The organism is Marinomonas dokdonensis (genome assembly GCF_052747885.1).
The window spans coordinates 870,984-894,141 of record NZ_JBRAND010000001.1 but is presented as its reverse complement, the minus strand read 5'-3'; the positions used below and the strand labels follow the sequence as shown (position 1 = coordinate 894,141).

The 23,158-nt window shown below is 45.7% G+C and carries 23 protein-coding genes; 10 read left to right on the top strand and 13 right to left on the bottom strand.

The window, feature by feature from the left end:
* Window positions 1-73: 73 nt before the first annotated feature.
* Window positions 74-508: a D-aminoacyl-tRNA deacylase gene (gene dtd, locus ACUM5Y_RS04180; protein WP_445975596.1), complete on the top strand. Its 435-nt coding sequence runs from the start codon at window positions 74-76 to the stop codon at window positions 506-508.
* A 1-nt stretch (window position 509) separates the two neighbouring features.
* Here the strand turns inward: dtd and ACUM5Y_RS04175 are convergent, their stop codons facing one another.
* The gene (locus ACUM5Y_RS04175) at window positions 510-989 is read right to left on the bottom strand and encodes a thioesterase family protein (RefSeq protein ID WP_445975595.1); all 480 of its coding nucleotides are present in this window, start codon (window positions 987-989) and stop codon (window positions 510-512) included.
* Window positions 990-1,116: 127 nt separating this feature from the next.
* Between ACUM5Y_RS04175 and ACUM5Y_RS04170 the strand changes: the two genes are divergently transcribed.
* The 7 genes from ACUM5Y_RS04170 to ACUM5Y_RS04140 all read left to right on the top strand — a co-directional run bounded on the left by ACUM5Y_RS04170 (window position 1,117) and on the right by ACUM5Y_RS04140 (window position 8,795).
* Window positions 1,117-2,073 (top strand): GlxA family transcriptional regulator, encoded by a 957-nt coding sequence (locus ACUM5Y_RS04170; RefSeq protein WP_445975594.1) that lies wholly within the window; start codon window positions 1,117-1,119, stop codon window positions 2,071-2,073.
* Window positions 2,074-2,303: 230 nt separating this feature from the next.
* Window positions 2,304-3,194 carry a beta-keto acid cleavage family enzyme gene (locus ACUM5Y_RS04165; protein WP_445975593.1) on the top strand — a complete coding sequence of 297 codons (891 nt, stop codon included), beginning with the start codon at window positions 2,304-2,306 and terminating at the stop codon, window positions 3,192-3,194.
* A gap of 15 nt (window positions 3,195-3,209) precedes the next feature.
* Window positions 3,210-4,178, top strand: a complete 969-nt coding sequence (locus ACUM5Y_RS04160; protein ID WP_445975592.1) for a 3-hydroxyacyl-CoA dehydrogenase NAD-binding domain-containing protein — start codon at window positions 3,210-3,212, stop codon at window positions 4,176-4,178.
* A gap of 133 nt (window positions 4,179-4,311) precedes the next feature.
* On the top strand, window positions 4,312-5,379 hold the full coding sequence (locus ACUM5Y_RS04155) for a quaternary amine ABC transporter ATP-binding protein (protein ID WP_445975591.1): 1,068 nt from the start codon (window positions 4,312-4,314) through the stop codon (window positions 5,377-5,379).
* Window positions 5,372-6,742 carry an ABC transporter permease gene (locus ACUM5Y_RS04150; RefSeq protein WP_445975590.1) on the top strand — a complete coding sequence of 457 codons (1,371 nt, stop codon included), beginning with the start codon at window positions 5,372-5,374 and terminating at the stop codon, window positions 6,740-6,742. The genes ACUM5Y_RS04155 and ACUM5Y_RS04150 overlap by 8 nt, the downstream gene beginning before the upstream one ends.
* Window positions 6,743-6,822: 80 nt before the next feature.
* Window positions 6,823-7,830: an ABC transporter substrate-binding protein gene (locus tag ACUM5Y_RS04145; RefSeq protein WP_445975589.1), complete on the top strand. Its 1,008-nt coding sequence runs from the start codon at window positions 6,823-6,825 to the stop codon at window positions 7,828-7,830.
* Window positions 7,831-7,892: 62 nt separating this feature from the next.
* Window positions 7,893-8,795, top strand: a complete 903-nt coding sequence (locus tag ACUM5Y_RS04140) for an alpha/beta hydrolase (protein WP_445975588.1) — start codon at window positions 7,893-7,895, stop codon at window positions 8,793-8,795.
* Between the two features lie 208 nt (window positions 8,796-9,003).
* Here the strand turns inward: ACUM5Y_RS04140 and tatC are convergent, their stop codons facing one another.
* The 8 genes from tatC to ACUM5Y_RS04100 form a co-directional block, all read right to left on the bottom strand.
* Complete coding sequence (gene tatC / locus ACUM5Y_RS04135; RefSeq protein WP_445975587.1) at window positions 9,004-9,762, bottom strand: twin-arginine translocase subunit TatC; 759 nt, start codon at window positions 9,760-9,762, stop codon at window positions 9,004-9,006.
* A gap of 40 nt (window positions 9,763-9,802) precedes the next feature.
* On the bottom strand, window positions 9,803-10,201 hold the full coding sequence (tatB, locus tag ACUM5Y_RS04130; protein ID WP_445975586.1) for a Sec-independent protein translocase protein TatB: 399 nt from the start codon (window positions 10,199-10,201) through the stop codon (window positions 9,803-9,805).
* Window positions 10,202-10,204: 3 nt separating this feature from the next.
* The gene (tatA, locus tag ACUM5Y_RS04125) at window positions 10,205-10,426 is read right to left on the bottom strand and encodes a Sec-independent protein translocase subunit TatA (RefSeq protein ID WP_445975585.1); all 222 of its coding nucleotides are present in this window, start codon (window positions 10,424-10,426) and stop codon (window positions 10,205-10,207) included.
* A 14-nt stretch (window positions 10,427-10,440) separates the two neighbouring features.
* Window positions 10,441-10,773: a phosphoribosyl-ATP diphosphatase gene (locus ACUM5Y_RS04120; RefSeq protein ID WP_445975584.1), complete on the bottom strand. Its 333-nt coding sequence runs from the start codon at window positions 10,771-10,773 to the stop codon at window positions 10,441-10,443.
* A gap of 16 nt (window positions 10,774-10,789) precedes the next feature.
* Complete coding sequence (gene ubiB, locus ACUM5Y_RS04115; protein ID WP_445975583.1) at window positions 10,790-12,433, bottom strand: ubiquinone biosynthesis regulatory protein kinase UbiB; 1,644 nt, start codon at window positions 12,431-12,433, stop codon at window positions 10,790-10,792.
* A gap of 2 nt (window positions 12,434-12,435) precedes the next feature.
* On the bottom strand, window positions 12,436-13,191 hold the full coding sequence (gene ubiE / locus ACUM5Y_RS04110; RefSeq protein WP_445975582.1) for a bifunctional demethylmenaquinone methyltransferase/2-methoxy-6-polyprenyl-1,4-benzoquinol methylase UbiE: 756 nt from the start codon (window positions 13,189-13,191) through the stop codon (window positions 12,436-12,438).
* Between the two features lie 122 nt (window positions 13,192-13,313).
* Window positions 13,314-14,837 carry a GGDEF domain-containing protein gene (locus ACUM5Y_RS04105; protein WP_445975581.1) on the bottom strand — a complete coding sequence of 508 codons (1,524 nt, stop codon included), beginning with the start codon at window positions 14,835-14,837 and terminating at the stop codon, window positions 13,314-13,316.
* Window positions 14,838-14,856: 19 nt separating this feature from the next.
* On the bottom strand, window positions 14,857-15,477 hold the full coding sequence (locus ACUM5Y_RS04100; RefSeq protein ID WP_445975580.1) for a thiol:disulfide interchange protein DsbA/DsbL: 621 nt from the start codon (window positions 15,475-15,477) through the stop codon (window positions 14,857-14,859).
* A 396-nt stretch (window positions 15,478-15,873) separates the two neighbouring features.
* Between ACUM5Y_RS04100 and yihA the strand changes: the two genes are divergently transcribed.
* Complete coding sequence (yihA, locus tag ACUM5Y_RS04095) at window positions 15,874-16,518, top strand: ribosome biogenesis GTP-binding protein YihA/YsxC (RefSeq protein WP_445975579.1); 645 nt, start codon at window positions 15,874-15,876, stop codon at window positions 16,516-16,518.
* A gap of 59 nt (window positions 16,519-16,577) precedes the next feature.
* Here the strand turns inward: yihA and gshA are convergent, their stop codons facing one another.
* The 4 genes from gshA to hisB form a co-directional block, all read right to left on the bottom strand.
* The gene (gshA, locus tag ACUM5Y_RS04090) at window positions 16,578-18,170 is read right to left on the bottom strand and encodes a glutamate--cysteine ligase (RefSeq protein ID WP_445975578.1); all 1,593 of its coding nucleotides are present in this window, start codon (window positions 18,168-18,170) and stop codon (window positions 16,578-16,580) included.
* A 287-nt stretch (window positions 18,171-18,457) separates the two neighbouring features.
* The gene (gene hisF, locus ACUM5Y_RS04085; RefSeq protein ID WP_445975577.1) at window positions 18,458-19,231 is read right to left on the bottom strand and encodes an imidazole glycerol phosphate synthase subunit HisF; all 774 of its coding nucleotides are present in this window, start codon (window positions 19,229-19,231) and stop codon (window positions 18,458-18,460) included.
* Window positions 19,232-19,267: 36 nt separating this feature from the next.
* Window positions 19,268-19,930 carry an imidazole glycerol phosphate synthase subunit HisH gene (hisH, locus tag ACUM5Y_RS04080; protein WP_445975576.1) on the bottom strand — a complete coding sequence of 221 codons (663 nt, stop codon included), beginning with the start codon at window positions 19,928-19,930 and terminating at the stop codon, window positions 19,268-19,270.
* A gap of 39 nt (window positions 19,931-19,969) precedes the next feature.
* Window positions 19,970-20,563, bottom strand: a complete 594-nt coding sequence (gene hisB, locus ACUM5Y_RS04075) for an imidazoleglycerol-phosphate dehydratase HisB (RefSeq protein WP_445975575.1) — start codon at window positions 20,561-20,563, stop codon at window positions 19,970-19,972.
* A gap of 249 nt (window positions 20,564-20,812) precedes the next feature.
* Here hisB and ACUM5Y_RS04070 point away from each other — a divergent pair, with 249 nt between their 5' ends.
* Window positions 20,813-23,158, top strand: a complete 2,346-nt coding sequence (locus tag ACUM5Y_RS04070) for an AsmA family protein (protein WP_445975574.1) — start codon at window positions 20,813-20,815, stop codon at window positions 23,156-23,158.

Sequence of the window (23,158 nt, the reverse complement as noted above, 5' to 3'; positions counted from 1 at the left end):
GGGTTTGTGAGCGACAGAAGCGCCTTCGGGCGCTTTTGTTTTTTCTGGGCTTTGCTTCCATAAGGAGAGATTCGTGAAAGTACTGGTACAAAGAGCATTGAACGCCAGCGTGGTTGTTGAGGGTGAAACTATAGGTGCGATAGATCATGGACAAATGGTCTTAGTGGGCATCGAAAAGGGCGACAGCGAAGCAGATACCCAGCGCCTTGCGGATAAGTTATTGAAATACCGGATGTTCTCGGACGATGCAGGCAAGATGAACCTGAATGTTCAGCAAGTGGGTGGCGGCGTGCTCTTAGTGTCGCAATTCACCCTAGCGGCTGAGACCAAAAAAGGCCTGCGCCCAGGGTTTTCCAGTGCCGCAGAGCCAAGCGAAGCAGAACGTTTATTTAACGACTTTGTGAATAAGGTGCGCCAACAATACGATAAGGTTGCAACAGGGCAATTTGGTGCTGACATGAAAGTGTCCTTCACCAACGATGGCCCTGTTACCTTTATGCTGGAGTAGCTTAGCTCTGAGGCTTAGGTCTTCTCATTTGGATGGGTTGACCGGCGCTCGCTGGCATTTCTAGCGTATTGTGGGCAGTTTGTATTCTCTCCACTAAAGAGAGTGTATGGGGTAAAAAAGGCGCTGGTCGGTGGTTTTTCATGTCCATGTGCAGCAGCAAGGTTTCCATCGTCGCCAACTCATCCTGAGTGGTGGCATGGTACATGGTTAAAAACAAACGCAATTTTTTAGCATCGCTTTCAAGCAGTTGTCCCTTTATAACGATGTCTTCTCCCTCTGACACTTCTTTTAGGTAGGTCACCATAGTCTGTAAGGTATAAATTGATACCTCATACTCTTCGCGAAAAGAGTCATGAAGGTCAATGCAGGCCATGAAGCCTTCAATGCCTTGGCTAAAAGCCACCACATAATAAGCGTCATTCATGTGGCCGTTGTAATCAATCCACTCGGGTAAAACTTTACTTTCAAATAATGTAATCATTAGTGTGACCTTTTAGGTTTGATGCGTAATAGGCAGTATTTTGATTATATTAGTGGTAAAAAAGGACAGTACTTGATCAAATTCGCATGATGTATGATGTTTTTCTAATCAATGAGGGGTGATGTTAATGTTTGGTGACTCTTTAAAAAGCGGCCCTCAGAAGATTTATTTCCTATTAGTGCCGGGCTTTTCTCTGTTTGGTCTAACTTCCATGCTAGCACCGCTTCGGCATGCTAATCGCACCAGTAATGAGACGCTTTATGAGTGGTATTTGCTTTCTGAGCACGGTGGGATGATCTCAAGCAGCGATGAAATAGAGATACATTGCAACTCAAGTATTAGTGCTGTTGATAAATGCAATATGTTGGTGATTTGTTCTGGTACACAACCTCATACGGTTTTAACACCAGGGATTCTGGCTTTTATTCGTAAGCAGAGCCAATACGGCGCGGATATTGGATGTCAGGATACCGGTGCTTATATCGCTGCCGCAGCGGGTATTCTCGACGGTTATCGTGTTACGACCCACTGGGAAAACTATGCGAGTACCGTTGAAAACTACCCAAAAGTGGATTTTGTCCAAGAGCTCCTTGTTATCGATAGAAAGCGGTTCTCGTGCCCCGGGGCACTGTCTGGTTTGGATATGATGCTGCACCTGATTAGCTCTCAACATAACAATGAACTTGCCACCAGTGTTGCTGATGAATTGGTGTACACCCAGCAGCGCTCTCATACGGACCCTCAAAGGCGATCTCTACAGATTAGATTGAATAGTCGTAATGCCAACTTAATCGAAGCGGTACAGTTAATGGAAAGGAATATAGAAGAGCCTTTACTCATCAGTGATTTGGTCGAACACCTTGGCATCTCGAGTCGTGAGTTAGAACGATTGTTTAAGCAGCACCTTCAGCAGACCCCAAAAGCTTTCTACCGCCAGCTTCGTTTAGAAAAAGCACGCTGGATGCTACAGCAAACCCATGACAGTATCACCGCTATTTCTACGGCATGTGGTTTTGCTTCACTTTCTCACTTCACCCGTAGTTATCAGCAGTTATTCTCGAAAAAGCCCAGCCAAGAGCGTTAGGGTCTTCCTATGATTTTTTAGAAATATTCATTGAAACGCAATTTTAGTGACAACTTGCGACAAGTTATCCAATTACGACATGTGTCAATTTTTGTCTGATTTAGGTTAATAATGATCGTATTTGGATAATTCAAAAGGATTTTTAAGCGTAGATTTTATTAGGTGAGTTGAGGGGGAGCGTATTTTACTAGGTTCCCGTTGTGTATTTACTTTACCTGAAGATTGAAAACATGAACCAAGACGTCATTATTACCTGTGCAATAAATGGTGCGGCAGATACCGCTAGTCGTAACCCCAACGTTCCTGTTACTCCTGAACAAATCGCGAACTCGGTCATAGAAGCATGGAATGCGGGCGCAGCCATTGCCCATATTCATGTTCGAGACCCTGAGACCACCCAAGGCTCAAGAAGAGTCGATTTATACGCTGAAGTTTGTGAGCGTGTGCGCTCATCAAGTTGCGACATCATTCTCAATTTAACCGCAGGGATGGGGGGCGACCTTTATATTGGCCCAGAAGAAAACCCTGCAGAATTTGGTCCAGAAACTGATTTGGTGGGTGCACTAGAGCGCTTGAAGCACATAGAGCTGCTTAAGCCTGAGATTTGTACACTGGATTGTGGCTCATTAAATTTTGGTGATAACAATCTGGTTTATATCTCCACACCTGACATGCTGAGAATTGGTGCTGCTCGCATCAAAGAACTTGGTGTGACTGTCGAGCTAGAGATTTTCGATACCGGTAACTTATGGTTCTCATTACAAATGATGAAAGAAGGCTTGTTAGACGACAATGCCATGTTTCAGCTGTGCCAAGGGATTCCATGGGGCGCGCCACCAAATATCGGCATTTTAAAAGGTATGGTCGATATGCTACCTGCGAAGACCAATTGGACAGCATTTGCTCTAGGCCGTAATCAACTCCCATGGGCGGCTCAATCAGCGTTATTAGGGGGCCATGTACGAGTAGGTTTAGAGGATAACTTGTACTTGGGCAAAGGCGTATTGGCGACCAATGGTCAACTTGTTGAGCGTTCAGTGGGCATTATTGAGGGCATGGGGTCGCGCATCCTTACTCCGACAGAAGCTCGTGAAAAATTACGCTTACGTGGCACTCAATAATCCTTGGAGGTAGGTATGACTCGTCCAAACCCAAATGAAGTAACGAAAATTGGTGTCATTGGTACAGGTGTTATTGGTGGCGCTTGGGCGCTGCATTTCTTGCGCATGGGCATGGAAGTGGTTGCCTATGACCCAGGCCCTAACTCAAAAGAAAAGCTACTGGCTATGGTTGATCATGTTTGGCCAACCATAGAAAAGCTTGGGCTCAGAGAGGGGGCAGGTAAACAAAAATTACGCTTCGTTGATTCTTTAGAAGACATGGTTGACTGCGTTGAAGTGATCCAAGAAAGCACTCCAGAGAGGTTAGATGCAAAGCAGGTATTGTTTGCAAAACTGGATGCTATAGCGCCACCTGAAGTGGTGATTATTTCCAGCACATCAGGTTTTCCAATGACGGATATGGCGTCGGAATTACAAGACAATCCTGGCAGGTTCGTTGTCGGACACCCATTTAACCCTCCTTATCTCATGCCTTTCTGTGAAGTTTGTGGTGGCGAAAGAACCAGTCAAGAGGTGGTGGATTGGACGGCGGATTTCTATGAAGCCATAGAAAAACAAGTCGCAAAAATGGATAAGGAGTTGCCAGGCTTTATTGGTAACCGCTTACAAGAAGCCTTATGGCGAGAAGCCTTACATATGGTGAAAAACAAAGAGTGTTCAGTTGAGGATATCGATAAGGCCATTGCTTATGGTCCGGGCTTACGCTGGGCGATCATGGGTCACTGTCTGACTTATCACCTAGGGGGTGGGCAAGGTGGTATGGCGCATTTGCTCGATCATTTTGAAGAGTCTTTGGAAGCGCCTTGGACACGCTTGAAAGCGCCGAAATTAACACAAGAGCTGAAAGACGACATGGTGGCAGGCTGTTTGACTCAAGCGAACGGTGCTTCAATCAATGAACTGATTGAAGAGCGCGATGATTGCTTGATTCGCATCATGCAAACCTTAGATGAATACCGTAAAGAGAAAGGCATTAAGCGTTAATCGTGTGGCCAGTTTATGGAGAGATAAGCTAGTTGCTATCAGATGATGAGCGAGGGAAGGCTAACAAAAAACCTCACGATAAAAATACGATGTTTGTGGATATCATCCAATCAAAATAGGTGGGCTAAGTTAGATGTCAGAGACCAATACTGAACAACCTGCAATAGAGTGTAGGAATGTCTGGAAAATATTTGGCGAGCGATCCCTTGAAGCCTTGCAGGCCGTCAAAAGCCAAGGGCTAACAAAAGATCAGGTGCGGGAAGAATACGGCTGCGTGGTGGGAGTCGCCAACGCAAGCTTTCAGGCATTACCGGGAGAGATATTTTGTATTATGGGGCTTTCTGGAAGCGGCAAGTCAACCTTAGTACGTCACATCAATCGCTTAATTGAGCCCACCTCAGGGGATATCTTCATAGAAAGTGAAGATATCAATGCCCTAGACGCGAATGAGCTTCGAAGAGTTCGTGCAGAAAAGATAGGTATGGTCTTCCAGCATACCGCCTTACTCCCCCATCGTACGGTTCGAGATAATGTGGCGCTAGGGCTTGAATTGCGACACGTGGAAGAGTCTAAGCGCTTGCGAGTCGCCCAACAAAAACTTGAGTTAGTGCAACTTGATGGCTGGGAAGATCGTTTGCCTTCAGAGCTTTCTGGCGGCATGCAGCAAAGGGTAGGCCTAGCACGGGCGATGGCGGCTGATCCTTCCATTTTGTTGATGGATGAGCCGTTCAGTGCCCTAGACCCTCTAATTCGCCGACAGTTACAGGATCAGTTCCTAGAGCTGTCTCGAGAAATGAAGAAAACCACCATCTTTATCACCCATGACTTGGATGAGGCCATCCGTATTGGTAACCGCATCGCAATCATGAAAGACGGCGAGATTGTTCAAATCGGTACTCCTGAGCAAATTGTCACTGAGCCTGCGAACGAATATGTCGCCGACTTTGTGAAAGACATCTCACGTTTAAAACTGGTTTCCGCCCAGTCCATCATGCGTCCCATTGACGAATATTTGAAAGATAACGTGTTAGATAAAGGTCTATGTCCAATAGCCGCTCATGACGCAGACCTAGATGAGCTCATTAACTTAGCGATTGATCATGAAAGCCCAATTCTAGTCGTCAAACAGGACATAGAAATTGGGGTGATTACTAAGCGACAGTTATTGCGCGGAATACAGGGGAGAGATGTTAATGAGTAATGCTACGAAGCAAGGTGCAAGCGTCAACGCAACGGATAACCAAGATAAGTCTCTGAATAAGAAGGAGATCGAAGACTTAAAGCAGTTTCTAGGAAGTTCGACCGAGTACTACTCTCAGTCATTTAAGGAAATCATCGGTGGAGAAAAATATAAACTCAACTTAGCGGTTGCGCTTTATGGCCCCTTATGGGCAGCAAGCCGAAATGTATGGGTTTTATTCTGGCTGTTATTGGTAACGGATACTCTAGCTTGTATTTCCATGGCGAGGAGTTTTTGGAGTGCAGAAACCTACCCAGAAGCAAGCGCTGCCGTTGGGTTAGGTGTGCTCATTGTCAGTCATCTAATAGCTGGTTGTGTTGCGAACAGTATGTACTACAAGCTTTACTGTAAGTGGCGAGTGAATAAAGGTCTGTTAAGCGGTACAAGCAATAATAGAGTCCTCAAAGGCGCAGCGCTAATAGCGGCCATTCTTCCTGTGACCGTATACAAATTTAGTGCCTCACAGGTTGTTGAAATCTTAGATACCTTCCCAACCAGTCGTAAAATTGCCTCCTCAACGGCGAGAAGTATCGACGCATTTGTTGAATGGCTGACCATTTCATTTGAAGACATTTTTGACTCTATTACTTGGGCCATTCGTGGCATGTTGGATTTTTTAGAGTTGTTGTTTATCGGCACACCTTGGCCTGTTATGGCGCTGCTACTACTGCTGCTTTCGTGGAAGATGGCGGGCTGGAGAGTGGTAATGTTTACGGCCGCGGCGCTAACTTACCTTGGCGCGTTTGGTTTTTGGGATAAATCCATGAGTACCATGGCATTGGTTGGGGCTTCGGTATTTATCTGTCTAATTATAGGTGCACCGCTAGGCGTGTTGGCTGCTAAGAAACCCGCTTTTAACCGTTTTCTGAATCCAATTTTAGACGTCATGCAAACCATGCCGAGTTTTGTCTATCTCATACCAGCCATTGCTTTCTTTTCGATTGGTAAGCCGCCAGCAGTGTTAGCGACGGTGGTATTCGCCATGCCACCAATGATTCGCTTAACGGCGTTAGGTATACAGCAAGTTAACCCCTCCGTAATTGAAGCTATGTTGGCCTTTGGCGCAAGCCCTCGACAGATTCTATTTAAGGCGCAGCTGCCCTTGGCAATGCCATCGATTATGGCGGGGATCAATCAGAGCATCATGATGAGTCTATCAATGGTGGTGGTCGCCGCATTAATCGGTGCGGGTGGGCTTGGTTATGATGTTTTGACGTCCTTGCAGCATCTTGATGCGGGCAAAGGTCTGCTGGCAGGTTTGGCGATTGTGCTATGTGCCATGATCCTCGACAAGATTATCCAAGGTCATCATTCCAAAGCATGAGTTGAGTTAAGTGTGTGAATAAGTATTAGAAAGTTAGTTTCTCCCTGAACTGTTAATGGAACATTAAAGAGGAAAAATCGATGAAAAAAGTACTATCAACATTAGGATTAACCGCTGCAGTAGGCTTAATTTTACCTCAGGTCGCTGTGGCGAAAGAGACCATAGTAATTGGTGAAGTGAGCTGGGATGCTTCGATTGCGATTGAGAATATATTGAAAGTAATCATGGAAGAAAACTTCGATGTGGATGTGGAAATCATCGCCGCCGATCAAGCCGCAATTTGGTCAGCAATGGATAAAGGTAAAGGAAGCGTGGATATTCACCCTGATATCTGGAGCTCTTCACAAACAGAGCCTTTAGCTAAATTTGTTGCGAAAGGAAGTAGAGAAAGTGTGAAGGTCAATCAACACCCTTATTTGGGAACAGATGGTTTTTATATACCGGGTTATATTCAAGACGAATACAACGTGAAATCTGTTTATGATTTGAAAAAGCCTGAAATTGCAAAACTGTTTGATTCTGACGGTGATGGTTTAGGTGAATACTGGCCTGGTGCACCGGGTTGGACAGGGGTGAAGATCAACCAAGTAAAAGCAAAAAGTTATGGCTTTGATGAATACTTTGAGCCTGTTGTGGTTTCAGACTCCATTATCAAAGCACAGTTGAAAACGGCGTATCGTAAGAAAGAAGGGATCTTGTTTTACTACTGGACGCCAGAGTGGCTTCACTACGCGTATGACCTTAGAAAGCTCGAAGAACCTAAGTTTACAGGCTATGCCGGTGACAGCAAAAAGCAACATGAAGACTACAATCCAGAAGGTTGCTACAAATTTAATGACACAGAAAACTGGCTAGAAGACAGCGATATTACCTGTAATATTCCAGAAACTGAGATTTTCATTGGGTACTCTGTCTCCCTTGAGGAAAGAGCTCCTAAAGTGGCAGAATTCTTGAGCAAGGTTTCTCTAGATGCTGGTTACGTAAGTGAGTGGGTATATAAAATTGCCAGTGAAAATGAAGACCCTATCGATATGGCGGAAGAGTGGGTGAAAAACAATTCGAAAATCGTCGAAACCTGGTTACCTTAAGTTTGGAATTTAATAAGGGGTTGAACCAATAAATGGTTAAAAAATACCCATTAAGTGTATCAATGACAAACTTTGTGAATCAAAGTTTGTCATTTTTTCCTACAGACGTTGTGACACAAGGAATTGATGCTCAAAGGCTCGCTTATCAGGCAATGACCTCCCATTTTGCCTGTTCTCCACCTTCGAGTTTGGCGGTTGAAGACAGTGATATTGGAAGTGTTCCGGTTAGGCGTTACATAACTGAAAACTCTTCAAATAACCTTCGAATACTCTTTGCTCATGGTGGTGGTTGGTATTTGGGCAACTTGGATAGCCATGATAGCTTCTGTGCCCATTTAGCCAATGACTGTGGTGTAGAAGTGATTGCCATTGATTATTCGCTGGCACCAGAGTCGCCATTTCCTGCAGGCCTTGATGACATTGAGTGCGTTTATCAATCCCTAGCGATAAATAGCTCGCCAGCGATCATGTTGATGGGGGACAGTGCAGGAGCAAATTTAATGGCGGCTTTATCCCTGCGTCTTCGACGTAAAGGGCAGGCTGGGGCTTATGGGCAATGTTTTATTTATCCTGCCTTATCAAAAATTGGCACGTTAGTCTCCCACGGGGCTATGTCTGATGCTCCCTTATTGGATTTGGATAGTTTGAATTTTTGCTGGGAGCAATACATTCAAACACCCAATGTATCTGCTTTGGAAGTGGAAGAGTTGATGCCTCTTGAAGCGCAAAGTCATGAACTTTTACCCAATACCATGCTGTTTGCCGCCGAGTTCGACCCACTAGTAGACGATGCTCGTAATTATCAGCAAGCACTGCAGGCGGCAAACGTTTCTGTCCAGTTGTGTATTATTCGCGGTTTAGTTCATGGTGGTTTACATGGCTTTAATGTCACAGAAGAAGGTGGAATTCTCTATTCAAAAATCTGTGATTATGTTCGATCACAACTGGATATATTGGTGAGCTAATGCTGTGAGCCTCTCATTTACAGCTAAGTCCGGAGCGTTAAATCGAATCGACCAGTTATAGCGTTTAAGCGACATTTCCTATTGTGGGGCAGTTTGCAGATCCCATTTGACTGGGTTGCGGAGATGCTGGGCGTTAATTAAGGCTCAATTCCCCCAAAAAGAGGGAATTATATTTGGAAAACAGGGAGGGATTTTGCTTATCAGGGTTTTATGCCGCTTGATCAGCTTCGTCCGTTTCTTCTGGCTCGACTTTTACGGTTCTGCCGGCGATGAGTCCTAGTTCGAACAATAGGAACATAGGAATAGCCAGTAACGTCTGAGAGAAGATGTCTGGAGGCGTGATCAGCATGCCAATGACAAAGCAGCCTAAGAAGATGTAAGGGCGTTTCTTTGATAAAGCGGCAACATTGGTAACACCAGCTTTAATCAGTAGATACGTGGCCACAGGGATCTCAAAGGTCACGCCAAAGGCAAAGAATAGCTTTAACACAAAGTTTAAGTAGTTGTTGATGTCTGTCATCACGGTCACTTCACCAGGACCAACCGTGGTGAAGAAGCTGAAAATTAAGGGCAAAACCACGAAGTAAGCAAACAGTACCCCTGCGTAGAAAAGGAAGATGCTGGAGATCAGCAATGGGATCGCGATCTGCTTTTCATTTTTGTATAAGGCAGGGGCAATAAAAGACCAAGCTTGAAACAAGGTGTAGGGAACAGAGATAAGGATAGCGATAGCAAAGGTCAGTTTTAGCGGCGCGAGAAAAGGCGAAGCCACTTCTGTGGCGATAAGTGAACTACCGCTCGGTAGCAGGAGTCTTAACGGCTCAGAAACTATCAGGTACAAATCGTTAGCAAACGTATACAGCCCAACAAACAACACCAAGATCACCAAAACAGCTTTCAGCAATCTATTTCTTAATTCGATTAAATGGGTAACAAGAGGTGCTGGAGTTGAAGAAGGAGAATCCATAAAGCGTCAATAGTCCACAAGTAGTTGTTTAAGGCGGTTGTTAACTAGCGTTCTTGCTGGTGTCGATATGTTCCGCGTTTAAAGGTTCTGGTGCAATTTTGTTGGCATCATCTTCTGCTTGAGCTGGCTCAACAGGCTCCGGGACTTTTTCGGGTAACGGAGTGATGGTATTTTGAATGACGCGCTCACCATTACTTTCGTCGGCAGGCTTAGCGGGTTGCTCCGCCAGTTCTTTCTTGTTGGTCTCAAGGATTTTGCGCTGCATTTCTTCGTCATCTAGTTGAGCATTAATCTCTCTTTGCACCGAGTTGATGCTGCGACGAATTTTGCGTATCCATAAGCCTGCGGTTTTGGCCGCATGAGGCAAACGCTCTGGTCCTAAAATTAGGAGACCAACAACAAAGACAACGAGTAGCTCTGAAATACCGATATCAAACACAGATTAAGCGCTCTTATCGTCTTTTTTAGCTTCCACATCAATGACTTTCGCTTGTGCTGTTTGCTGTGGGGCGTTTTCATCTTCTTCCTTGTTTACGGCTTCTTTAAAACCCTTCACAGCGCCACCAAGATCCGAACCTAGGTTCTTTAATTTCTTAGTGCCGAAAATAAGAACCAAAATCGCCAATACGATCAATAGTTGCCAAATACTAATACCACCTAACATAATCTTTCTCCTGGTTATTTCGTTCGATTGGCTTTTTCTTCTAAGCCAGACAAGTTAAAGCGTCGCGCCAGTTCGTTGATAACGTCTTCAGGCCCCAAATCTAAATGCGATAACATTACGAGTGTATGGAACCATAAGTCAGCGGTTTCATAAACGAGGTCTGTTTTGTCTTCGGACGTGGCCGCATCTTTCGCAGCAAGAATGGTTTCTATGCTTTCTTCGCCTACCTTTTCAAGGATTTTGTTTAAGCCCTTTGCATGGAGGCTAGCAACATATGAAGAGTCGGCTGCAGCGCTTTTACGTTGTTCAAGTGTTACGGCAAGTTCAGCCAATATATCAGTGTTCATTATAATCTCCAAGATGTTACGGTTTTAATACAATAAGGTATAAACCGAGTAGAAATAGCCCGCCACTCATGATGTCGACATTCTTCAAGTGCTCTAAGGAAGAAGGATCTGTGGTCACCCAAGCCGCCCCTAGACTGATTAAACCTAGCAATCTAAAGGGGATGCCTTGACGGTCTTTTTTGATGTATTTGCCAAGCTTGGTGATGGCTTCTGTTTGAGCCTTGGTTTGCTCCTGTTGTAAGGAAATTTGTTGCAGGGCAGAGAAGACCAAGTTTGGAATTTGTGGCAGTTGTCCCGCCCATTCTGGCGCTTGTTTGGAAACTTCTTCCATGACGCGCTTTGGCCCCATTTGTTCCTTCATCCAACGCTCTAGGAAAGGTTTAGCCGTTACCCAAAGGTCGAGGTCTGGATAGAGTTGTCGTCCTAAACCTTCAATGTTTAGAAGGGTTTTTTCGAGCAACACTAACTGAGGCTGCACTTCCATATTAAAGCGACGTGCCGTTTGGAATAGACCAATAAGAACTTGTCCAAACGAGATGTCTTTTAACGGCTTGGCGAACATCGGCTCACAAACACTGCGAATAGCCGACTCAAAAGCGTGTACAGGTGTGCCTTTGGGTACCCAGCCACTTTCTACATGCAGCTCAGCTACTAAGCGATAGTCACGCTTAAAGAAGGCTAGTAGGTTGCGGGCAAGGTAGCTTTTATCTGCATCGTCCAAGCTGCCCATGATGGCGCAGTCAATAGCGATGTACTTAGGCTTCTGCGGGTTACTAACATCAACAAAAATATTGCCAGGGTGCATGTCTGCATGGAAAAAACTGTGCGAGAACACCTGGGTGAAGAAGATCTCCACACCACGCTCTGCAAGACACTTCATGTCCGTGTTGGCTTGGTTTAGAGCGTCGATATTCGCCACGGGAATGCCAGAAATACGTTCCATTACCATGACGTTACGGTGGCAATAGTCCCAATAAACTTGTGGAACATAGAGTAAGTCAGAGTTTGTGAAGTTACGCTGTAATAAACCTGTGTTGGCTGCTTCTTTGGCTAGGTCTAGCTCATCTAAAATGGTGTATTCATAGTCTGTGACCACTTCGACAGGGCGTAAACGTCGGCCATCTTCACTGGTTTTCGCGACCAAATTTGCCAAACTGTATAGCAAGCCTATATCTTGGCGGATGGTTTTTTCAATATTCGGTCGAATAACCTTAACCACGACCTCTTCACCCGAGTGTAAGGTCGCAGTGTGTACTTGCGCGATGGAGGCAGAAGCCAGTGGCGTACTGTCGAATTGGGCAAACAGTTCACTGACAGGGGATTTAAGGTCTCTTTCTATGATGGCTTGAGCCACTTCCCCGGAAAAGGCAGGGACTTTGTCTTGCAGCTTAGCGAGTTCATCTGCAAGGTCATCATCCAAAAGGTCACGTCGAGTCGAAAGAATTTGACCGAATTTTACAAAGATAGGACCAAGAGATTCTAAGGCGAGGCGCAAACGCTCTGCCTTGTTTTTGGACGCTCTGTTACGGCCAATTAAACATAAAAGGCCTAGGGTGTATCTAAGGTGCCATGGCAAAAGATGCAGAGGGATAAAAGCGTCTAAGCGATAGCGAATAATGGTGTAGACAATACGTAATAAGCGAAAAGCACTGGTGAACATAATTAGAATTTGAACCCTTTGTGCAGTGCCACAATACCGCCGGTGAGGTTTTGGAAACTGGTGCGCTCAAAACCTACTTCGTCCATCATGCCTTTTAGCGTTTCTTGGTCAGGGTGCATACGGATCGATTCGGCCAAGTAACGGTAACTGTCAGCATCGTTGGCAATCAGTTTGCCCATCATAGGTAATAAACGGAAAGAGTATTGATCATAAACCGTAGAAAGCATTTCGGATTCAGGTTTGGAAAACTCTAGTACCAATAGGCGGCCGCCGGGCTTCAGAACTCGGTACATGGAGGCCAACGCCTTGGACTTATCGGTTACATTACGCAAGCCAAATGCAATGGTGATGCAATCAAACGAGTCGTCAGGGAAAGGAAGAGCTTCGGCGTTAGCTTGTACAAATTTAACATTGCCTACGACACCTTTGTTGGCCAGTTTGTCGCGGCCAACTTTGAGCATGGAGTCGTTGATGTCCGCCAAGATAACTTGACCAGTACTGCCTACTAGTCGTGAGAACTGAAGGGTAAGGTCCCCTGTGCCGCCAGCAATATCCAACACTTGGTTGCCTGCGCGTACGCCGGACTGACTAATAGTATGACGCTTCCAAAGACGATGAACCCCACCGGACATAAGATCGTTCATGATGTCGTATTTGGCGGCTACTGAGTGAAAAACTTGCGCAACAGCGGCCACTTTCTCATCGGTAGGAACTTCTTTAAAGCCGAAGTGGGTGGTTTTGTTCTGATCATCTTGCATAAACTAGGTCATCCTACGGGCGTTATATTCGCCGAATTCTTTATCAGAGATAGTTAACTTGGTTGTAAATAGGTGCTCTATTGTAACTGTGTCAGCTTGCCTCTGGTACTGCTTTGTATCATCTATTTATCTGCGCTGACTCGATTTCGTCCTGAGTTTTTCGCTTGGTAGAGCTGTTTGTCGGCTCTAGCAAATAAGTTATTGGGTTCTTCATTCGGTTGAGCCTGAGCGACACCAATGGAAATAGAGACAGAAACGGGCTCGCCTTCCATATTGAAAGGGGTCTTTTCGACTTCTAAGCGCACTTGTTCGGCTCTCGCTACGGCTTGCTCTAAGCTGGTGTTCGGCAAGACAATGACAAATTCTTCGCCACCGTAGCGGAACATTAGGTCATCTTTGGCGAGAATGTTGCGTACTTGGCGCGGAACTAGGCGCAACACCTTGTCGCCAGCCAAATGTCCCCACGAATCATTTATCTTTTTAAAGTGGTCAATATCACACACAGCTAAGCAGAGGGGTTGGCCTTGCTTGTTCATTAAATCAAAGAGTGTGGTAATGGCTTCTTGATAAGCAGCGCGATTTGGCAAGTTGGTTAAAGAGTCCGTCATGGCTTGGGCAAGGCGTTGCTGCAACAAGCCACGTAAGGATTCGGCATCTTTTTCCATATGATTTACTTTGTTCTTCAGTAAGGAAATTGATTGATTGGCCTGCTTTTCTTGCTCGATCATTTCGGTTCGATACTGAGACATGGTTTGGGTGATGGTCGTCATTCGCTCATCAATTAACCCTTTTAGAGCCTCCAAGTTTGTGGCTTCGTGCACTTCTTTTTTCGTGCCAGCCATTTGTGTTTTTAGCTGTTGATCAAAATTTTCTCGGCTGCTAGACAGATTACGCTGCTTTTTATAACTGGTAACTATGCTGTTATTGATGCTGGCGAGTTGTTTATTTAGCTGAGTTAAATAATTGGTTAGCCCTGTTTGGGAGCCCGTAATAGCAAGACTGATGAGGTTAATCGCATCATCAAGCAGTTGAGGTAGTTGATTAAAATCTTGGTTGCTGCTCAGTGCGCGTTTTAGCTGACTAATATCATCGTCATAATGGCTAGGTAAGGATAAGTTACTGAGCAGTGCGGTAAAACTATGGGCAATTTGTGCGCTAATTTCTTGAGGTGTTTTTTGTTCGGCAATTTTTTCTGGGCGTCGAAACAAGCGTTTAAAAGAAAAGCTCGATTCTTGCTGGTCAACATTGTTATCCAGAGTGCTTTGCGCCAATTCCAGATAAAGCTGAAATAATTCAGGCCATTTAGAAGGGGTGTTCCAGTGGGTGCGAATCGCACCTTCAAGTTGACGCTTACCTTTTTGAGGAACTGGATTATCAAGTTGCTCCAGCATATCCAACAGATCGTGTAAGGTGTCGCGGACTTGCTTGGCTCGATGAATCCGAGATTCGTCTATTTTAAGAATGAGAGGCTCGACACTCGTCAGCGCTTTTTGTATCTCTTTGGCGTCATCACCTGTGGTGATTTTCTGACGAACTTGTCGAACAACGGAGTCCAGTTCTGGGTCATGTCCTTCGGCCAACATGCTGGTTCTCGACACGGCTTTACGCAGTGCTTCGACCAGCTTTCCATTTGGGGACTCCGCCATATTGCCTCTCTTTGTTGATTTATTGGTTGCGCTCTTTCTCAATCAAAAAGTCGACAACCTTGTAGATGTTATTATTACCATTTGCGGTTTGTGCTGTAACTAGGTATTTACCATTTACGACAAGACCTGGTACGCCACGAGCGCCGTAGGCACGAATTTTAGCGTCCGCTTGGCTCAAACGGCTGTTAACTGCGAAAGAGTTATAAAGTTTGTGAAATTCATCTTCGTTTACACCATGGGCAACAAAGAATTCAGCCAAAGCATCTTCAGAGTTTAGACGTTTCTTTTCAACATGAATGGCATTAAATAAATCGTCACGAATATCAGACTCAATACCTAATAAGTCAGCAACGTAGAAAGCTTTTGCGTGGTCTAACCAACCACGGCCAAAAACGGCTGGTAAGAAGTTAAATTCAACATCGCTCGGTGCATTGGCAGCCCAAGCGTGAGTGATAGGCTCTAAGCTGTAACAATGTGGACAGCCGTACCAAAAAATCTCTGTTACTTCGATTTTATCTGGGTTAGCGGTGCGCACTGGATTTTTGATTGTTGTGTAGCCATTGCCATCACTGTAGTCGGCAGCCATTGCAGCCAAAGGTAACAGTAAGGAAACAATGAAAGCAGAAAGCAATTTGCTCATGAAAGAACTCCTAGAGTCGAATAAAGAAAGTAATGAATGTTATCATGCATACTAATACATCAAATTACGATTCTTTCTATTAAATAAAGTTCAGCTATTTCAACAAGTTTACAAGAAACTTACAAGCCGTTAATTTTCTTACGCCAATATAGAAGCCGCTATTCACCTTATATCTTTAGGGTGGCATTTTATTATGACAATCATGTAGATTTCCCTATATGGGTACAGGTGCCGAATTAAGGACTTAGGTAGCATGATGGTAGCAAGAGCACTGTGTTCAGTATTTGTGCTCTTAATTGGGGTTTTAATGGCAAAAAATAGCAATTGCTGGCATCATACGCAGTTATTAGAAAGACTTTTTTGTTCACCCTTATCGACAGACGATTAATCCAATATATGACCCCTTTTGACTCAATATTCCAATCTGCCCACTTTATCAAGAGTGCCGAGAAACTGTCCCAATGCCCACTAGACCAAGGTATTGAAGTGGCGTTTGCTGGCCGCTCGAATGCGGGCAAATCTACCGCGCTTAATACGCTGACCAATCAAAAGAAGCTGGCGCGTACGTCAAAAACACCAGGTCGTACTCAGCTGATTAACTGCTTTGGCTTAAATGTGGACGATCGTCGTTTAATCGATTTGCCGGGTTATGGCTTCGCAAAAGTGCCGATCGAGATGAAAAAAGTCTGGCAAGCCCACATGCAAGATTACCTAATGAACCGCCGTTCTTTGGCTGGGGTCGTTTTGGTGATGGACATTCGCCATCCTTTAAAAGAATTTGATGCCATGATGCTAGATTGGGCCTGTGCCAATAATATGAAGGTGCATGTTCTATTAACCAAGTCAGACAAGCTAAAGCGTGGGCCTGCCCAAGCGTCGAAATTTTCTGTTCAAAAAGCTTTGAAAGAGTTGGGTGTGGATGGGTCTGTACAAACCTTCTCCGCACTAAATGGCGATGGGGTAGATGCCCTACGCATCAAATTAGCAGAATGGCTGGTGTTTGATAATCTAGATGAAATCCCCGTTTCGCCCAATGCCTAAGCCTTGTATATAAACGAAAAAAGCCTCGGGAGAGGCTTTTTTATGCAACAAACTTTGGCTTACTGAGGCTGTAGGTAAGCTGTTAGGAATTGGTCGAAGTCCACTTCGTCTGCAGCTTCAATGTTAGCCTGTTGCTCAAGGGATTCCTCGGCTTGTCGATTAAAGCTTGTTGTCAGCTCATCGTTTAATGGGGCGGCCAGCCATTGGCTCTGCTGCTCTTTTGCTAAAGCTAACATGGCTGTTTGAAAGCCTTGAGCTTGCTGGCAGCGTTCTAGCATACGAGCCGCTGGTAACGTCGCTTCGTTTTCTAGTTTTGCTCGCTGTTGCAAAATAGCCTGACGGTACAAAGCATTCCCTGTCTGTTCAACTAAGAAGTCGGCCACCACGGCGAGATCATCTAAAACCTGGTTGGCTTTATCGCGCAATTCCACTGGGCCTTCGCCAAATTCAAAGGTTCGGCTTAGGTCTCGGCCATAGAGAGCGATTTCTTGCTGGGTGTTACGTAGCTTTTTGCACTCATCGGCTGTCAGCGGTGCATCACTGCGTAACATGCAGTAAAGCAGGAAGACATCGATGAAATATAACGTCTCCGGTGTCATACCAATAGGCGATTCAGGGTCAAGATCCATAATGCGCACTTCAATGTATTCCACCCCTCGCGCTTGCAAAGCGGCGCTAGGGTGCTCGCCCGGTTGAGTTACACGTTTTGGACGAATGTCGCTGTAGTACTCATTTTCGATTTGTAGCAAGTTGTCGTTAAGTTGGCGGTATTCACCGTTTACTTTCACGCCAATCTTTTGATAATCCGGATAAGGAGTGCGAAGCGCCTGCTTCACGGTTTGGATATAGGTATCCACTTCGTTATAACAAACGTATAGCCCCGCCTGAGCTTTGTTCTGATAGCCCAGATCACTCATGCGTAAAGACGTTGCTTGAGACCCAAGCCAAGTATTTTCTTTTAAAGTGGTTAGGCTGCTTGGCTTTTCTTTCAAGAAGCTTTCGTCAACGGCAGGGGAGGCGCCAAATAATAGTGACAGCATCCATGATTTACGGCGGAAATTACGAATTAGGGTGAAGTAATTTTCTGACTGAAAAGCTTGCTTCTCTGCTGCGTTTTGCAGATTTTGACCTTTGTGATTGGCTAAGAAAGACCAGAAACTTTCATCGAAGGAAAAGTTGTAATGCATGCCTGCAATGCATTGCATGATGCGACCATAGCGATTGGACAGGCCTTCACGATAAACACGCTTGAGTTTGCCGGTATTGGATTCGCCATAGTAAGCGATAGGCACATCGGCGTTATCTTCCAGAAAGCAAGGCATACTGGCAGGCCATAAACACTCGTCTTGTGCGGTCAGCTCATGGTTGACCACATTATGAATATTCTCTAGCTCAGTGATCACGCCTTCCACATTTGGGTGTACGCCGGTAATGAATTCCATCAAGGATTCAGAGTAGTCCGTGGTGATGGAGCCATGGGTAAGGGCAGAGCCTAAACGCTTAGGGTGAGGCAAATGGGAGATGCGACCATCTTTGCGATTCACACGTAATGCTTCTCGTTCTACACCGCGGTGAAAAGTCAGTGCCGATGAGCCATTTTCTTGCTGGCAATGAAGCGCAAGTGCGCGTAAAGCATCAGTTAAAGTGGTCAAGAAGAGTTCCTTCTGAGAAATGTAAGCCAAGAATAAAATTTCCAAGATTGTACTAGTCTAGGCTTGGCATCGGCAAGTAACACTTGCCTAGTACACATTAATTGCAGAATTAATAAGTCAGAGGAATCAGGGGTTTGTTGATGCGGATTCAGCGGGAAGTGGAAATTATGTAATTTATTTCCCCATCCCTCGTAGGTGCGGCTTTAGCCGCAGGCAGAAATGATGTTGCCTAGGGTCTTGATTCAGGCACTTTTCCCCCTAAAGGGGGACCTACATGTGGTGCGGGATTACAGGCGCATTTCTATGCCGGCATCGGCCATGCGTTGTTTCGCTTGTTGGACGCTGTATTCACCAAAGTGGAAAATGCTGGCCGCTAATACAGCGTCCGCTTTGCCTTGGGTAACCCCATCCACAAGGTGGTCAAGGTTGCCCACGCCACCAGAAGCAATCACGGGTACGTGTACGGCTTCACTGATGGCACGGGTCACGCCCAGATCGAAGCCATTTTTGGTGCCGTCACGGTCCATGCTGGTAAGCAGAATCTCGCCCGCACCGTAGTCCACCATTTTCTTCGCCCATTCGACGGCATCGAGACCGGTCGGCTTACGTCCGCCGTGTGTGAAGATTTCCCATTTATCCGTCTCGCCTTCAGCGCTTACTTTTTTCGCGTCAATGGCCACTACGATACATTGAGAACCGAAGCGTTGTGCGGCTTCGCGGACAAATTCAGGGTTAAACACTGCAGCAGTATTAATACCTACTTTGTCAGCCCCCGCATTGAGCATGCGGCGGATATCGTCACAGGTACGAATACCACCGCCAACGGTCAGCGGGATAAACACCTGACTGGCAATGGCTTCCACCATGTGGACTGTGGTGGCTCGGTCGTCGGAACTGGCCGTGATGTCCAAGAAGGTGATTTCATCCGCCCCTTGTTCGTCATAACGTTTGGCGACTTCCACTGGGTCACCCGCATCGCGAATGTCGACAAATTGTACGCCTTTCACAACGCGGCCATTGTCCACGTCTAGGCAAGGAATAATTCGTTTAGCTAAGCCCATGACTGGCTCCTAAGTTGTTCGGGGAGTAATTGGCGTTTAGGGTTTGCCATCCCAATGGATGAAGTTTTTATACAGCTGCAGACCATCTTTATGGCTCTTTTCTGGGTGAAATTGCACGGCAAACACGTTGTTGCGTGCTAAGGCCACACAGAATTCTAATCCGTAGTCACAAGTACCAGCGACTTCTGTTTGCTCTTCTGGTACCACGTAAAAACTGTGTACAAAATAGAAGCGAGCTTGGTCTGGGATGCCTTGCCATAGAGGGTGCTGGATGGTTTGTTTTACCTGATTCCAACCCATGTGAGGGACTTTTAATTTGCTGCCATCGTGATCAGTGTGGTTTTCGCCAAAAAACAAGGCGTTACCTTGGAAGTGATTCAGGCAGTCAACGCCGCCGTTCTCTTCACTGTGTGACATAAGGGACTGAATGCCGACACAGATCGCCAGAAAAGGTTTTTCCGCCATGGCTTTGCGAATGCTCGGCACTAAGCCTGTGTTGTGCATTTCACCGATACAGTCACGAATGGCGCCAACACCGGGTAATAATACTCGGTCGGCGGCATCAATCACGGCAGGGTCGCTGGTGACCACCACTTGGGTGTTTTCGTCTGCTACGTGCTCTAGCGCTTTCGCGACAGAGTGAAGGTTGCCCATGCCATAATCAATCACGGCAACCGTGGATTTTTTTACTTCGCTCATACTGTTTTCCACATCTATTACAATGTCATGGGTACTGGATTACAAGCAGCCTTTGGTAGACGGCATTTGCCCAGCCATACGCTCATCGACTTCTAGCGCCATGCGCAAAGCACGGCCGAAGGCTTTAAAGATGGTTTCGGCTTGGTGGTGAGTGTTTTTACCGCGTAAGTTGTCCAAATGCAGAGTAACTTTTGCGTGGTTGATGAAGCCGTGGAAAAACTCGGAGAATAGATCAACGTCGAAGCCGCCAACGGAACCACGAGTAAATGGCACGTGCATTTCTAAGCCAGGGCGGCCTGAAAAGTCGATAACAACGCGAGAAAGCGCTTCGTCCAGTGGCACATAAGCATGGCCGTAGCGTTTAATACCTTTCTTATCGCCAACCGCTTTGTCGAACGCTTGGCCTAGGGTGATGCCAAGGTCTTCAACCGTGTGGTGAGCGTCAATGTGCAAATCGCCAACAGCGTGTATGTCTAAATCAATCAAACCGTGGCGTGCCACTTGATCAAGCATGTGGTCAAGGAAGGGAACACCTGTGACACAGTTAAATTTACCGGTACCGTCTAGGTTTATCGACACCTTGATCTGAGTTTCAAGCGTATTGCGCTCGACACTGGCAATGCGATCGGACATTGATTGCTTTCTCCACGTTGGTAGTGGTCTTGTCCCTTTCATGACAAGAGCCGCTAGATATGACATTAAAGCGCTATTATAGAACGTGGGCGGTTTAGCATCTACGCTTTGTGCACTTGTTTTTAATGATGCTTAGCTATTACGTCGATAAAGCCCAGCTACGAATGGTATGATGATGGGCAATTATGTTGAATTGTCCTGCTTATCGGCATTTGAATCAAAGCAGGCGATAACTTTTAGGAGTGTTACATGCTGTGGATAAAGCGATTGTTGTGGTTAATGACAGGGTTACTGGCTGTAGTCTTATTGCTGGTGGCCTACATCATGTTGTTTGTGAACCCAAACAGCTTCAAAGATGAGCTACAGAGCGTAGCCTTAGACAAAGCCAATATCGCCTTGCGCTTAGATGGTGACATAGGCTGGTCGTTTTATCCTTGGTTAGGACTAGAGCTGGAAAACGTCGGCGTTGCCTTTGCTGGTGAAACTGAAGTCATGCAGTTTGATCGAGCGGAATTTGGCTTAGCGGTTATGCCTTTGCTGAAACAAAGCATTCAAGTAGATAAAGTCCGTTTGGTAAATCTTCAAGCGAATCTAGTGGTGGACGCCCAAGGTAAAGCCAATTGGCAATATCAAGGGTCAGCCGAGAGCCCAGTGACGCCCCCATCAGCCCAGCCTGCGGTGGCTTCTGGTACTGGATCAAGTCAGGTTCCAGTAACGCCTAGTTCTGATGACACTGCGCCCTTTACATTGCCAGAAATTCACCTGGAATCCCTTCAAATAGAGAACGCGAAGTTAAGCTACCGTGATGAAATGAGCCAGCAACTGATCACGGCTACCGCCAATGTGGAATTGGCGAATGTGCAGTGGGATAAAGCTTGGCCCATGGTCATGGACATGGCTTTTAAACAGAGTGACCTACAAGGGCAGAATGCTTTAGAAGGCACCTTGGATTTAAACGCAAACTTAACGCTTTTCCCAAGCCGTGAAGCCTTGTCATTAGACTCTGTGGTGTTAACGACAGAAGTGACGTCAGACGCTTTACCGGTGAGCCCTTTAACCGCCAAGTTGAATGTTTTAAATATCGCGGCAGACTTGCCTCAAGAAAATTTACTGATTGAGGGGCTGGCGATTAGTGCGCTGGATTTAAATCTTGATGCCAGCGTGGAAGCTTACCAAGTTTTGAGTAACCCTGAGTTCACGGCGACCATGTCTTTGGGAGCATTTAATGGCCGCGAACTGCTGCAAAAACTCAACATTGAGCTGCCTGAAATGGCTGACCCAGAAACCCTAAAAAACATCTCTTTAGATATGAGTCTAGAGGGAGACAGTCGAACCATAACAGCACAGCCTATTTCGATTGTATTAGATGATACGACCATGGAAGCCAATGCTGTGATTGGCTTGTCGCCACTTAATTGGGATGTGCGTTTAGCAGGTGCGGGGCTAGATTTAGACCGCTATTTACCTGAGCCTGTAGAGGAAGAAGCTAATGATGTGCCACGGCCAAGTCAGCAATCAAAGGCACAGCAGGCATCAAGCGGGCAAACTGCAAATGTAGTCTCGGCGGATAAAAAAGTCGCAGACACAGCTGAAGGTTTGATCCCAATGGAGCTAGTACGCTCATTAAACGGTCATATTGGTGTCTTGTTTAAGGACATTAAGATAAAGAACCTGCAAATCGATGAGCTAGAGCTGGATTCTACCCAAAATAAAGGTTTGGTCACTGTCGCTCCCCTCAATGCTACTTTATACGATGGCTCAGTTTCGGCTGATGTGACACTAGATGCTCGAGGGAATGTCCCCAAGATAGACATTTTGCCCGCAGTGAAAGGAATACAAATCCAGCCTTTGTTAATAGACTTTATGGAGATGGATAAAGTATCCGGAGCGACATATCTAACGGGGGATTTGCACACTCAAGGGAATCAAATCGATACCCTGATGAACTCACTTAATGGTGACTTATTGGTCGACATTCATGAAGGGGCATTGGTGGGAATGAACCTGACCAAGAGCGTTTGTGAAGGGATCGCTAAAGTGCGTAATAAAACCCTTAACAGTAATGCCTTTGGCGAGAATACACCGTTTGAAACCATGACCTTCCCTGCGCATATCGTAAATGGCGTTGTTTCTACTCCCGGCTTAAAAATTCAGTCAGTGGGTTTGTCTGTGACAGGTAATGGTGAGATTTCATTGCCTAACTCATCACTGGATTATCAAACAAATGTGGGTGTGTCTGGCAGTCAATTAGATGACGCCTGTGTGGTGAATGAGAAAGTACAGAAATTAACGTTTCCTCTAATTTGCCGTGGCAACTTTAGCGATGACCCTGCGAGCTTATGTGGTCCTGACCTAGCTGGTTTTGGCAAGTTGTTCACGGATTTGGCCAAGGAAGAAATCAAGGCTGAATTGGCGGAAAAAGCGGAAGCTGAAAAAGCGCGATTAAAAGCAAAGCTCGAAGCAGAGCAGAAAGCGTTAGAGGCTAAGCTTGAAGCAGAACTTGAAGCCGAGCGGGAAGCTTTAAAAGCTAAGTTAGAAGCTGAGCAGGATGCGTTAAAAGATAAGCTGAAAAACAAACTTAAGAGTCTATTTTAA